13 protein-coding genes are annotated in these 13,564 nt (G+C 46.5%); 9 read left to right on the top strand and 4 right to left on the bottom strand.

The window, feature by feature from the left end; genetic code table 11:
* Window positions 1-151 precede the first annotated feature (151 nt).
* The 5 genes from chvE (at window position 152) to ACAN54_RS08940 (ending at window position 6,587) form a co-directional block, all read left to right on the top strand.
* Window positions 152-1,246: a multiple monosaccharide ABC transporter substrate-binding protein gene (chvE, locus tag ACAN54_RS08960; RefSeq protein ID WP_379153157.1), complete on the top strand. Its 1,095-nt coding sequence runs from the start codon at window positions 152-154 to the stop codon at window positions 1,244-1,246.
* A gap of 104 nt (window positions 1,247-1,350) precedes the next feature.
* Window positions 1,351-2,880, top strand: a complete 1,530-nt coding sequence (mmsA, locus tag ACAN54_RS08955) for a multiple monosaccharide ABC transporter ATP-binding protein (protein WP_379153155.1) — start codon at window positions 1,351-1,353, stop codon at window positions 2,878-2,880.
* A 6-nt stretch (window positions 2,881-2,886) separates the two neighbouring features.
* On the top strand, window positions 2,887-4,050 hold the full coding sequence (mmsB, locus tag ACAN54_RS08950; protein WP_379153153.1) for a multiple monosaccharide ABC transporter permease: 1,164 nt from the start codon (window positions 2,887-2,889) through the stop codon (window positions 4,048-4,050).
* A 262-nt stretch (window positions 4,051-4,312) separates the two neighbouring features.
* Window positions 4,313-4,981 (top strand): TraX family protein, encoded by a 669-nt coding sequence (locus ACAN54_RS08945; protein WP_379153151.1) that lies wholly within the window; start codon window positions 4,313-4,315, stop codon window positions 4,979-4,981.
* Window positions 4,982-5,069: 88 nt separating this feature from the next.
* Window positions 5,070-6,587, top strand: a complete 1,518-nt coding sequence (locus ACAN54_RS08940) for a copper amine oxidase N-terminal domain-containing protein (RefSeq protein ID WP_379153149.1) — start codon at window positions 5,070-5,072, stop codon at window positions 6,585-6,587.
* Between the two features lie 76 nt (window positions 6,588-6,663).
* On the opposite strand, the gene ACAN54_RS08935 is transcribed toward ACAN54_RS08940, so the two are convergent.
* Window positions 6,664-7,944, bottom strand: a complete 1,281-nt coding sequence (locus ACAN54_RS08935; protein WP_379153147.1) for a metallophosphoesterase — start codon at window positions 7,942-7,944, stop codon at window positions 6,664-6,666.
* A gap of 430 nt (window positions 7,945-8,374) precedes the next feature.
* On the opposite strand from ACAN54_RS08935, the gene ACAN54_RS08930 reads away from it, so the two are divergent.
* Window positions 8,375-8,974 (top strand): nitroreductase family protein, encoded by a 600-nt coding sequence (locus tag ACAN54_RS08930; RefSeq protein WP_379153145.1) that lies wholly within the window; start codon window positions 8,375-8,377, stop codon window positions 8,972-8,974.
* Between the two features lie 74 nt (window positions 8,975-9,048).
* Window positions 9,049-9,243: a DUF2188 domain-containing protein gene (locus tag ACAN54_RS08925; protein WP_379153143.1), complete on the top strand. Its 195-nt coding sequence runs from the start codon at window positions 9,049-9,051 to the stop codon at window positions 9,241-9,243.
* A gap of 102 nt (window positions 9,244-9,345) precedes the next feature.
* On the opposite strand, the gene ACAN54_RS08920 is transcribed toward ACAN54_RS08925, so the two are convergent.
* Together ACAN54_RS08920 and ACAN54_RS08915 are read right to left on the bottom strand one after the other, a co-directional pair.
* Complete coding sequence (locus ACAN54_RS08920) at window positions 9,346-10,545, bottom strand: peptidylprolyl isomerase (protein ID WP_379153141.1); 1,200 nt, start codon at window positions 10,543-10,545, stop codon at window positions 9,346-9,348.
* 216 nt (window positions 10,546-10,761) lie between these two features.
* Window positions 10,762-11,097: a LytTR family transcriptional regulator DNA-binding domain-containing protein gene (locus ACAN54_RS08915; RefSeq protein ID WP_379153139.1), complete on the bottom strand. Its 336-nt coding sequence runs from the start codon at window positions 11,095-11,097 to the stop codon at window positions 10,762-10,764.
* A 220-nt stretch (window positions 11,098-11,317) separates the two neighbouring features.
* Here ACAN54_RS08915 and ACAN54_RS08910 point away from each other — a divergent pair, with 220 nt between their 5' ends.
* Window positions 11,318-12,430 (top strand): lactonase family protein, encoded by a 1,113-nt coding sequence (locus tag ACAN54_RS08910; RefSeq protein WP_379153137.1) that lies wholly within the window; start codon window positions 11,318-11,320, stop codon window positions 12,428-12,430.
* Between the two features lie 144 nt (window positions 12,431-12,574).
* On the opposite strand, the gene hfq is transcribed toward ACAN54_RS08910, so the two are convergent.
* Window positions 12,575-12,796: an RNA chaperone Hfq gene (gene hfq / locus ACAN54_RS08905; protein ID WP_379153135.1), complete on the bottom strand. Its 222-nt coding sequence runs from the start codon at window positions 12,794-12,796 to the stop codon at window positions 12,575-12,577.
* Window positions 12,797-12,986: 190 nt separating this feature from the next.
* Here hfq and ACAN54_RS08900 point away from each other — a divergent pair, with 190 nt between their 5' ends.
* Window positions 12,987-13,562, top strand: a complete 576-nt coding sequence (locus ACAN54_RS08900) for a phosphatase PAP2 family protein (protein WP_379153133.1) — start codon at window positions 12,987-12,989, stop codon at window positions 13,560-13,562.
* The last annotated feature ends 2 nt before the right edge of the window (window positions 13,563-13,564 follow it).

Raw genomic sequence — 13,564 nt, 5'->3', positions numbered from 1 at the left:
TATCAATTTTGAAAACGCTGACAAAAGTTCTGATTTTATAAAAACAGTAGCCTGAGTGTAAATACCGATCCCTGTTCCCCTTGCTATACTCAACTTGTCAAACGGGCAGACTGCCCGCGACACCAGAATAGTTCAGGGGGTAGCGCAGATTATGAAAAAGTATTCATTCATTATGCTGGCATTGGCACTTGTACTGGTATTATCCGCTTGCGGCAATAACGGAGGAAACAGCTCCGGCGGCAGTTCGGAAGGAACGAAGGGCAAGGTGGGCATTGCGATGCCGACGAAGTCCTCAGAGCGCTGGGTGAACGACGGCAACAATATGGTAAAAGAATTCAAGAGCCTGGGTTATGGCACAGACCTGCAATACGCTGAGGATGTTGTTGAGAACCAGGTATCACAGATCGAGAATATGATCACTAAGGGCGTGAATGCCATCGTTATCGCTTCCATTGACGGTGAAGCCCTGACAGACGTTCTGCAAAAAGCGCATGATGCTAACGTCAAAGTCATCGCCTATGACCGTCTGATCAAGAAAAGCGAATACGTGGATTACTACGCTACCTTCGATAATTTCAAAGTTGGTGTGCTGCAAGGCTCTTATATCGAGGAAAAGCTGGGACTGAAAGAAGGCAAAGGGCCGTTTAACATTGAACTTTTCGGCGGCTCGCCGGATGACAACAACGCCTACTTTTTCTTTGACGGAGCCATGTCGATCTTGAAGCCTTACATTGATTCGGGCAAGCTAGTTGTCCGCAGCAAGCAGATTACGATGGACCAAGTGGCTACACTTCGCTGGGATGGTGCGGCTGCTCAAGCCCGCATGGACAATCTGCTGAGTGCCAATTATGCCAGCGATAATCTGGATGCTGTCCTGTCCCCTTACGATGGCATCAGTATTGGTATTCTTTCTTCACTGAAAGGCGTGGGCTATGGTTCGGGTGACAAGAAGCTTCCGGTTGTAACCGGACAGGATGCTGAGCTCGCTTCTGTGAAGTCGATTCTGGCCGGAGAGCAGACACAGACTGTATTTAAGGATACTCGTCTGCTGGCCAAAAAAGCTGTAGAGATGACGGAGAGTGTACTAAACGGCACAGAAGCAGAAGTCAACGATACCACCACCTATGACAATGGAGTCAAAATTGTACCATCTTACCTGCTGGAGCCAGTATCAGTGGATGCTGCCAATGTGGATAAAGTGCTCGTAGAAGGCGGCTACTATACAAAAGAACAGCTTGGCGAATAGCAGGCTGCGAATGTTTTTAGCGGAATGCGGCAAGCAGTGCTTTTAAAGGCTGCAAGCCGCAACAACCGCTGCAACAGTCATAAAGGAAAGCTGGGTGAGAGGCAATGAGCGAGATTATTCTGGAAATGAAGGGCATAACCAAAACCTTTCCCGGGGTCAAGGCACTCTCCAACGTGAACCTGCAGGTTAGAGCCGGGGAAATTCATGCCCTCTGTGGTGAGAACGGAGCTGGAAAATCTACTCTGATGAAGGTACTGAGTGGCGTCTATCCGCATGGAACCTATGAGGGGGATATTTTATTTCAAGGACAGGTCTGTCAGTTCAAGGATATTAAAGATAGTGAAAGCCTGGGGATTGTCATTATCCATCAGGAGCTGGCCCTGATTCCTTATCTGTCCATCTCGGAGAATATTTTTCTCGGCAATGAACAGGCAAGTCGCGGGGTGATCAACTGGAACGCAACCACGGTCAAAACCAAGGAGCTGCTGGAGACCGTCGGCCTAAGTGAATCGCCGTTCACACAGGTATCCACGATTGGTGTCGGCAAGCAGCAGCTGGTGGAGATCGCCAAAGCGTTGTCCAAAGAGGTTAAGCTACTCATACTCGACGAACCGACAGCGGCATTGAATGAGGATGACAGTGAAAACCTGCTTACATTAATTCTCGAGCTAAAAAAACGCGGGATTGCTTCAATTATCATTTCCCACAAGCTGAATGAAATTGAGAAGGTAGCAGACTCTGTAACCATTCTACGGGATGGGCAGACGATCCGCACTTTGGATATGAAGCAAGATGAGGTTACCGAGGATGTCATTATTAAAGGCATGGTGGGCCGTGATTTGACCAATCGTTATCCGGAGCGGACGCCGAATCTGGGAGAGACAATTTTTGAAATCCGAGATTGGGAAGTATACCATCCGACTCAGGCGGGACGCAAAATGCTCGACAATATCAATCTCCATATCCGGCGCGGGGAAGTGGTTGGTATTGCCGGACTGATGGGAGCAGGGCGGACAGAGCTGGCAATGAGTGTATTCGGCAAATCGTACGGCAGACGGATCAGCGGCCAGTTGTTCATGCAGGGTAAAGAGGTCCATCTGAATGATATCAACAAAGCAATCGACAGCGGTTTGGCCTATGTGACTGAAGACCGCAAGCATTACGGACTGATTCTAATCGATGACATCAAACGTAATATTTCGCTCAGCAGCTTGAAGAAGCTGTCCCGCCGGGGTGTCATTAATGAGAACGAGGAAGTGCTGGTCGCGGAGGAATACCGCAGGAAGCTGAACATCAAGACGCCAAGCATTTTGCAGAAAACCGTGAACCTCAGCGGAGGCAATCAGCAAAAAGTTGTCCTCAGCAAATGGATCTACGCCCAGCCGGATATCCTCATTCTTGATGAGCCTACACGCGGAATTGATGTGGGAGCCAAATACGAAATTTACTCCATTATTAACGGGCTGGCGGCAGAAGGCAAAGGGGTGCTGGTCATTTCGTCGGAACTGCCGGAGATTATCGGAATGTGTGACCGGATTTATACCATGTGTGAAGGCCGCATCAGCGGCGAAGTGGAACGGCAGGATGCATCGCAGGAGCTGCTAATGAAATATATGACACGAAGCAGGGGGTAGCACCGCATGGGAGCGATAACTGAAATTTTCAAAAAGAATATCCGCCAATACGGCATGATCATTGCTCTGATCTTTATCTCGATTTTCTTTCAGATTCTTACAGACGGCATTCTGCTTAAGCCGCTTAATGTAACCAATCTGATTCTTCAGAACAGCTATATTCTGGTGCTGGCCATCGGGATGGTGCTCGTAATTATCACTGGTCATATCGACCTTTCTGTCGGTTCCGTAGCCGCTTTTATCGGGGCGCTGTCCGCAATAATGATGGTGGACATGCAGATGAATCCAGTGCTGGCGGTCATTCTCTCACTGCTGATGGGAGCACTGGTTGGAGCTTGGCAGGGCTTCTGGGTCGCTTATATCAAAATCCCCGCGTTCATCGTAACGCTTGCAGGTATGCTACTGTTCAGGGGGCTGACGATGATTGTGCTGAATGGCCAGTCGATAGCCCCTTTCCCCAAAACCTTTCAAAAGATCAGCTCCGGGTTCATTCCGGATATCTTTGGAGGAAGCACGCTGAATGTCCTGACATTAGTGGTGGGCGTTATACTGTCCGTACTGGTTGTCTATCAGGAGTTCCGTAACCGGAAAATCTCTGTCAAATATGGCTTTGAGCAAACCTCTGTCTGGCTCTCCATTGCCAAGGCTGCAGCGCTAGTAATCGTCATTAACTTGTTCACTTATGTCATTGCCCAATATAACGGGATTCCGAACATTCTGGTGATCCTGATGGTGCTGATCGTTATCTATTCCTTTGTTATGAATCATATGACGATGGGGCGTCACATTTACGCACTCGGCGGCAACGAGAAGGCAGCCAGTCTCTCCGGTGTCAAAACCAAACGTGTCACCTTCTGGGTATTCGTTAATATGGGTGTGCTCGCAGCCCTGTCCGGGCTGGTGTTTGCAGCCCGTCTGAATTCGGCGACACCAAAAGCCGGCACCAACTTCGAGCTGGATGCCATCGCAGCCTGCTTCATCGGAGGAGCATCTGCATCTGGCGGGATCGGAACGGTGGTAGGCGCCATCATCGGCGGCCTGGTCATGGGTGTTATGAACAACGGGATGTCACTCATCGGACTCGGTGTAGATTGGCAGCAAGGTATTAAAGGCCTGGTGCTGCTGCTGGCTGTGGGCTTTGATATTTACAATAAGTCGAAGACTGCTTAACAACTCTGGCTACTGTAATACAAGAAGTAGAAATGTGAAGAACCGCTCCTGGTATTATAAAGGAGAGGTTCTTTTCTATATAGAATTCAACTCGGATCATGATCTGGCCGATAGTAAAGGAGAGGTATGAACCGGATCCTTTCGTAGAATCAGGATGGAATTGACAGTTCTTTCTTAGTAAACTGCTTACATCTCTGCTATAATGTTGACAATATGTTTACATAAGACGTCATCCCATCATTCATTCAACTGGAGGCCACAGATGCAAATTCTCGCGATGCTGACCATGCTGATTGATCATATCGGCTACATTTTTTTTCCGGGAGAGATGGCCTGGAGATATGTGGGGAGAATTGCTTTTCCAATATACTGCTATGCGCTCGTACAAGGGCATATACATACATCATCAAGAACCCGTTATTTGAGGCGGCTGCTATGGATAGCGCTGTTAGCCCAGATTCCCTATAATCTGGCATTGGATCCTGGCGGCTGGAATGTCGTATTCACCTTGCTGCTCTCTGCAGCAGTTTTATTTATACTCGATAAGCTGCCTAATCTCTGGTATGGAATTCCAGTAATCCTTATTGCATTAATTCTCATGGACCGTCTACCGATGGATTATAATGCCTATGGTCTGCTGCTGGTGCTTATCTTCCGTTATGCCCGATTCTACTGGCTCATTCTGGCCCATTTCATACTCAATGTTGTGTATTTATTCTATTATGGATGGGTGATACAAATGTTCAGTATCGTGCCTGCTATTCTCATAGGAGCGGTTCCGGATTTCTGGAGGCTTCTGGAGAAAAAACGGCTGCCGCGCTGGATCTGGTGGTCATTCTACCCGGCCCATTTGGCGGTACTGGCAATAGTGAAGATTCTGATATTTCAGGAATGGGTATTTATAGATTGGCAGAGTCTGTTTACAATATAATCCTGTTAGCGGTTTCCTTTTATGCACGATCCTCCCTCTTTATGAGTTGATGGATATAGATTGTAAATATGATCAGAGGAGAAATGCTATGAAGAAAATGAAAGCAAGAACCAAGTGGTTGCTCCCTTTTCTCGCCGTACTGCTGATATTGGCAGGCTGCCAGAGTATTGCGGGATTTGATGTGAACAAGGCGCTACTGGGAGATCTGGATGTGAAGTCTTCTGAATCCAGCACCACCATGTCATTGAATGCTGTACCTGCTGCGGGAATTAGTGCGGAAGATAAGGAAATGGTAGATCTCATCAATTCCTTCTCTCTGAATCTTAGCAGTATGAAGCTTCAGGACAATGGCAACGTATCAGCAGCTGGAGTTGTAGGCTTCAAGCAATTATCTATTCCTTTTACATTCTTTATGGATAAAGAGGCTGTCGTCTTTAATGTTGAAGGAGCAAAACATCCATTCTACTACCCGATTGCCGGGTACGAAGAATCCATGGGCATTGAAGGACTTGACCAGAACAAAGCACAGGAGATTTCCAAGCTGCTGACCCAGTTCGTGGTGAAAAATCTGCCGAATCCCGGCGCGATCAGTGTAGCTGCTGTAAATGAATCTGTATATGGCGAACAACTGAATTTGACTAAGCTACATACGGAGATTACTGGCGATGAAATGCCGGTGCTTGTGAAGAGCTTCCTGAAATCCATTTCTAAGGATTCTGAAGGCTTTACGACTTTCATCAGCAGTCTCTATGATTATCTGTACCCGCTTCTCGAAGCCAATGGTATCGGGGCAGACGAACTCAGTGATCTGGGACTGGGCGAAATCCCGCTTGAAGACAAGGAAGGTGTAGTGACTGTAGTGCATGATGCGGCCAAATTGGCTGTAGATGCCCTTCTGCTTATCTATGATAAACAGCTGGATAATCTATACTCATCCACCCCAGAACTGAAAACCATCCTGAGCAAAGAGACCAAGCTTGATATCGATATGTTTGTAGATAGTGGATTCCATGTCCGCAAGCAAAATATCAATCTCTTTGTCGCATTGCCGGCAAGTGAGGATCTGCCGCTTCAGAGTATTTCCCTCAAAATGGCTACACAAACCTGGAACGTGAATGGTGCGGTAACCGCAGATTCGATTTCAACAGACGGAGCAATGGATTTGACTTCTGCCGGGCTTACACCAGGAGAGACCCTCCGAAGCTTTGCGCCAGGCTCAGATGTCTACAACATGCTCAAGAATGATATGAATATTACCGCAAAATCCCTGATGATTGCACCTGATGATGATTATTATTATCCGATTGTCGAAGGAGGCACTACCTACGTGCCACTACGGTATCTTGCTGAAGATATGGATGCAGCAGTGGAGTGGGATGGGGCAAAACGTGCGATCACTGTAACCGATGACGTCTACGGAGATAAGCTGGTATTCACAATTGGGTCTAACAAGGCTCTGATTAACGGGAAGACAGTGAAACTCCCGCAGCCGGTATTCGTGGACGAGTATGGTGATGCTTATGTACCGCTTCGTGTACTGGCAGAAGCGCTCCATGCAAAAGTTGAAGTGGACGAAGATGGATACATCTATATTGACCGTCCATAAGCTAAACTAAACAACAAAAAGCCGGAATCTCTTATACAAGAGGCTCCGGCTTTTTGACGTTCTATACTTTGCAGGATCATTCTTCTAAAGATTTTAGATTTGACAGTACCATTCTGAGTGAAACATTGCTGAGTTCTTTACCCTTAGCCATACTTTGGATATATCCGGACATGAATCCGCCGTCCATACCCATCCACAGTTCATAACCCGGCATGGCCTTGATTTCATCCAGCCTACTCGCAGCCGTCCCGGCGAAATAATTCACGTTAAGCCGTGACATCACTTCAGCCATCGACTGTTTTTCATCTTGGCTGAAGGTGGAGTCTTTGAGCTTGGACATTGCCTTCTCATACGACTGTCCCGCGAATACCTTCTCTGCATAATTTTTAAAGTCTAATAAATGGGGATCGGTACTACCATTGGCCTTGGCCCAGCCCTCCACATCGACCGCTGTAGTGTGATAGGTGACTTCCCGGGTAACAGGATCAAAGTGCATTGCACCATACTGGTGCGGGTTCACAGCCATAGCACTAGTAGCAATATCATAGACCGGCGAGTCTCCGGAACCGGCAGTACCGTCAGTCACTTCTTCTGGATCACGCGCAATATCCTGCATATGTATATGTCCGGACAATACCAGGTTTAGCCCGTCTTTGCGCAGGGTCTTCATCGTCTCCTGACTATTGTTAAGGGTGAATCCCGATACAGACATGGAGGTATGGCTGATCAGGTTATGGTGCATCACCGTAATGACGGAGGCCTGCTTCTCAGCTGCAAGCTTCGTGCACTCATCTATCCAGGATAGGGTTGAAGGGAGGATACGGCCGTCTGTCTGGGGAAACCCGTAGCTTTCGTTGTTGGCATACTGACTGCTGTCAATCATCAGCAGATATAATTCAGGTGCCGCTTGAACGAGGTAGCTAAGGCTGTCCTTGTCACGGGTAATAGCTTCCTTATAGCCGAAATCCGCATACAATTCTGTGAAATTCTCCGGAGTGATATGCGGAGCTACTACTTGCTTCCCCCCTTTGAACGATCTTGCCCATGGATTATTCAAGTCGTGATTGCCAGGAATAACATAGACATCGGTGCCCGCGGCTTCCACACGCTTCAGCTTCTCGGCTAGTTTCTTGTGGCTGCTTGCTTCCCCGTTATTGGTAAGATCCCCGCTGAGAATCAAAAACTCCGGCTTCTTTACCCCTGCATCATAGACAAGGGCTTCCATTAGTTCATCGCTGTAAGGCAGAATTTTACCATCTCCGCCATTCACATAAGCCTGAAAGGCTTCCCCGCCATCCTGAAGATCATTATCGAGATAATGGGTATCCGTAGCTACCCAGAAAGATATAGGAGCCATTGTTTCTTCCGCAGATACTACGCTTGCTGCTGCAGTATTTCGTAGTGACAAAGTTGTGTCCTTGCAGCTTGCAAGAGCGAAGCCGGCCGCTAAAAGTAAGGAAAGTGCATATATATTGGTCTTTTTTGTAGAAAACATCTCTTTATGGCTTTGAAATCTCATTCGATCAACCCTTCTTTTGAACTTTTGCTGAATTATTGTAGCCTATTTGGAGGGGGATTGTATATCGAAAAGTGAGTAACTGTTTCTTAATCATGGGAATGGAGTATACAGAATAGGGGAACGTATAATTATATTCGAGGCAAACAACAATAAGCGTTGGCATTGAAAATCAGTCAAAGGAAAAATTAAGAAAAAGTATTGTGAATTCGGAATAAAAGTGTTAAGATTTAAAAAAGTAAGTTACTAAATAAATGGAGGTTTAAATTTTATGTCTAAAAACTTTTTTGAAGCAGTAAAAGGCAGACGTTCCGTATATGCAATCAGCAAAGAATCCCCGATCTCTGATGCGGAAATCCAGGAAATTGTAGAAACGGCCGTTCTGCATAGCCCGACTTCATTTAACTCCCAGAGCTCGAGAGCAGTAGTACTGTTGGGAGATAAGCATGATAAGGTATGGGATATTACTTCAGAAACCCTTCGTAAAATTGTTCCCACAGAACAATTTGAAGGTACAGCCCAGAAATTATCTTCATTCAAAGCTGGTTACGGTACAGTACTTTTCTTTGAAGATCAGGCAGTGGTGAAGCATCTGCAGGAGAACTTTGCCTTGTACGCTGAGAATTTCCCGATTTGGTCTAACCAATCCTCCGGGATTCTTCAGTTTGTAGTATGGACAGCATTTGCTGATGCCGGTCTTGGTGCTTCACTGCAGCACTACAACCCGCTCATTGATGATGAAGTGAAAGCAACCTTTGATATTCCGGCAGACTGGAAGCTTATTGCCCAAATGCCTTTTGGCAAAACCGTGAACGCACCGGGTGAAAAGGAATTCCAACCGATCGAAGAACGTGTAAAAGTTATTAAATAAGCGATCCAGAAATGGTTTAAAACCTCTTTGATCAGGCTAATGATATCTATAGCCCGAATAAGGAGGTTTTTGTGATGCCATGGAACAAAGATGATTATCCAGATTCTCTGAAGAATTTTATGGCCCCGGTGCGCAATAAAGCAATTGAGATCGCCAATGCCCTCTTGGACGAAGGATATGAAGAGGGAAGGGCAATCTCCATCGCCACGGCACAAGCCAAAGAATGGGGCGAGAACCATGATAAGCAGATCCGCAAAAAGAACCAGTAACCATTGTCTGCCCGAATTGAATTAAAAAAAGAGGACGGCACGATAGATGTGCCTGTCCTCTTTTAGAAGGTCTTAAATATAACTGGCCGGTAAAGTTACCGTCTACTTAGTAGCAGGGGCTTCCGTGGCTGCCGGATCCGCGCTGGTAGCAGGAGATGCGGATGCTTTCGCTTTGGCATCAGTCAATGTATTCGTAATCTTGGCGCCAGCTTTCAGATCCGCAAGCCAAGTGCTAGACATTTCGGATACCTTTTGAGCTTTCAGGGTTTTGGTGATTTCTTCTTTTTTCTCTGCAAGCGTATATACATGAGCTTCTTTACGGTCAGTTACTTTGATAATATGGTAGCCGTACTCTGTTTTGACAGCGCCGCTAGTTTCACCAACTTTGAGCTTGAAGGCAGCATCAGCGAATTCAGCAACCATATCGCCCTTCTTGAAGAAATCAAGATCGCCGCCTTTATCTTTGGAGCCGGTATCAGCGGATTTCTCTTTCGCAAGCGCAGCAAAATCTGCGCCATCTTTCAGCTGTTTCAGAATGGCATCAGCTTCTTCTTTTGTCTTTACAAGAATATGGGAAGCGCGGACTTGTTCCTCCTGGTTGAAGGTAGCTTTGTTGTCCTCGAAGTATTTGGAAATTTCATCATCGGTAACCGTCACCTTAGGCTCAACGAGCTTGCGGATTTTAACCTGCAGCGGCATTTGTTTTTTCAGATCATCCAGCGTCATTGAACTTTGCTGCAAGGCACTGTTAAGCGCTTCTTCACCGCCAAATTGTGTTTTCAGATCTTCAATTTCATTAGTGATATCAGCATCGGTAACCGTAATATTGGCCTTTTTGGCCTCCTGGTCAACGAGCGTTGTGGTGATCAGGTTCTCCAGGGTGGAATCCCCGCCGGCTTCAACGAGCTTGTCGTATAGCTGAGCTTTGGTAATATCAGTACCATTGACGGATGCAACGGCTACTTTATTGTCATCCTTTTGGAAGGGCTGAACGATAAGAACAACGATAAGGGCTGCAGCCAGTACAAGTGATGTGATCATCCAGCCCTTTCCGCTTTTGGAGGATGGGGTGGATGGAGGTGTTCCTTCCCCGACTTTATTCATAACGGGAACATTGACAGCGCTGTCAGGTGTAGCATCCTCTTCGAATACTTCTGCAGCTTCCTGAGCGGTTACTGGTTCCAATTCAGGAGCAGATGAAGATTCCTCCAGAGTGGCTTCATTGATACCGGAAGTGCTGTTATCTTCCGTTGTTCCATTGTTGTCTAGCTGTTCATTCTCATTGAAATCCTTTTTGTCCATTATAATTAATGACTCCCTTCAATATAGGTGTTGCCTGTCTTTCTACAACTTTACCAGAAATCAGGATTCCAAACCTTAAGAAAGTATAAAAAAGCCGATTTACTTTTTAAGTTTTTCTTAAGATACAAAGAAAAAGCCGGAGTAACAGGGATATACCCATGTTACTCCGGCTTTGTGAAGGCTCCGCAGTCCTCGGTTGCAGCGGATATGTACCGCTTAGGAACTGAGGCTTTTCAACAGATGGCGAATGCTTTCCTGTTTGCGTCTTGGCACGCGGACCGTTTTGGCAAACAGGCCCATCTCCCCGAAATAAATACTGTCGTCTTCAATGGAACTGATCTTGTTGAGGTTAACGTAACAACCCCCATACACATGATAATAACTTGGATTAGATAACAAACGGTTAAGCTGTTCGGCAGTCATTCTCTTTTTAATGTTATAGTTTCTGCCGTGAAAAATGACCAAATCATGGTCTCCGACCTTAAAGAACAGAATGTCCGTTTCCACCTCGAAGTCCTCATACACATTTCTGGCTTCCAGCAGGCTGCTCATTCATGTTCCCCCTTTATAAAAAATAAAAACTCAATGTTAGCGCTTTCATTATAGCATATTGATTTGACCTTGAGAAGCCTTATTTTTAAAATGTTTTATGACATTTTCCGCTTGAGATTTGTCATAGACACTGAAAAAATGTAAATTATATAGATGGCTAACCCGAAATGAGATGCCTAGGCTTACAAGAGAGATGAACCATTGGAGGAGGATGACCGAGATGAAAGACCATACTAGACTGCTGCTGTTTACCGGTTCCTACGCAAGCGCTGAGGAAAGCGGGGTTCAGGTATTTGAATTCGATGGAGAAGCTGGAGGTACACTTACATTGGTGGATAAGATTCAGGGTATTACTAACCCGACCTTTGTGAATGTAAATCCTGCCGAAGGCCGGCTGTATGCCATCGGAGAAAAGTCGAATGGGGAAGGTGGCAAGGAAGGGGAAGTGGTATCTTTTTCCATTGATCCGCAGTCTGGCAAGCTCACCGAATTGAACCGTGTTTCAACGATGCCTGCCACAGGCAGCAAACAAACTACAACTTGCCATATTTCAAGAGATGCTCACAATGAATATCTTATAGTATGCAGCTATCATGGTGGACTGGTGGGTCTGTTGACTCTGGATCAGGAAGGACTGCCGGTTCGGCTGGAGGATACTGCTGTACATACGGGTCAAAGAAATCTACCTGGGCAGGAGAAACCTCATCCCCATTCTGCCATCTTCAGTCCGGATGAGAAATTCCTCTTCGTTGCTGATCTTGGGCTTGATCTGATTCGTACTTACCGGATTAACCACGAGGCGAAGAAGCTGGAAGTGCTGGGGGATACTTTGCTGCATGAAGGAGCCGGACCGCGCCATTTCGTTTTTCATCCGGACGGCAAATCCGCTTATGTCATTAATGAATTGGATTGTACCGTTACCTCTTTTATCTATGATCGGAATGCCGGAACGCTTCAAACGGTTGCCACAATCTCTACATTGCCTGAAGGCTACCCATCAGCTGACAATGGCTGTGCTGAAATTGCCTTATCTTCAGATGGTCTTTATTTATATGGATCAAACCGCGGACATGACAGTATTGTGGTCTACGCCGTTGACCCAGCAACTGCCGTACTTACACTAGTAGAACATGTCTCCACCCGTGGTGGGCATCCCCGCCATTTTACCTTGACTCCGGACGGGGCTTACCTGATAGTTGCTAATCGTGATGGCAATAATCTGGTTGTATTCCGTGTTGACCGCGCAACCGGGAGGCTTGCCTTCACGGGTCATACAGCTGAGGTCTCCAAACCGGTATGTGTAAAACCAGCATATTTTCCTTTGGTACTATAAATTTCGGGAGAATCCCGCACTGTGAGGAACAGGGGGATGTTGTACGAGGTTAGCCCTTAACATCCCTACAAATTTATGCAAAAGGAACACCGGAGCTGCATGCTCCGGTGTTCCTTTTGAGAAGAGGCTTGTGGCAAAATATGCTTATTTTAGCGAAACGGGCTTCAGCGGCACGATGGTGGAAACAGCCGATTTGAACAGCACATTCTGTCTACCGTCACCTTGACCCTGCAAAGTGATGGTATATGCGTCGTAGGAGGTTACTTGTCCCTGCATTTTGACTCCATTGGTAGTAAAGATTGTCACGGGAACCTTGGTTGAGATGCATTGGTTCAACAAACGTTCCTGTAATTTCAGAGTTTCCACTTTGGCAGCACTCCATCTTTTTTGAATTGTCTTCCAAGGTATTATACCACGGGTAAGACCTTCTCAGGAAATAGAGTCGCCAAGTTTAAGAGTATACAAGGAGGTAGTCAAGCTGCAACTTCTATATAGATACAAAAGTTTTCGTGGTTTTTTATGTTTTCTGCTTGTGTTTGCTGTGATCGCTGTGTTTGTGAAATTGGATCGGATCTCTGGTTTTGATATCTCGATCATACACGCGGTACAATCAGCAGAAATTCCGGCACTCACTTCCCTGGCCAAAGGTCTATCTCTGGTGGGTTCCTCAAAACTTGCGATAGGTATTTCACTTATTACTATGGCCCTGTTGTTCTTTGTACTGAAGCACAGGTTGGAACTTCTCTTGTTTCTTGTAGTCGGCTTAGGCTCGCAGGTGCTGAACACATGGATGAAGTTATGGTTTCACCGGGAGCGCCCTAACGTTCACAGGCTTATTGAACAGGCAGGATACAGTTTCCCCAGCGGCCACTCTATGGCGGCATTTTCGCTCTATGGTGTGCTTGCGTTCCTGCTGTGGAGGCATATGAGGAGCAGTACCGAACGGATATTGCTGATTCTCTTTACTGTGTTAATGACAGGAGGGATCGGCTGGAGCCGTGTGTATTTGGGCGTTCACTACCCTAGTGATGTCATTGGAGGATACGCTGCAAGCGGGGCTTGGTTGCTGCTGTGTGTCACCTGCTTTGAGGTATATCGGAATTCCAGGATGCAGGGAAAGCAGAGCCTATAAAA

Source organism: Paenibacillus diazotrophicus (assembly GCF_042610465.1).
Note: the sequence above shows the minus strand (reverse complement) of the source record. Positions and strands in the feature narration are given on the sequence as shown.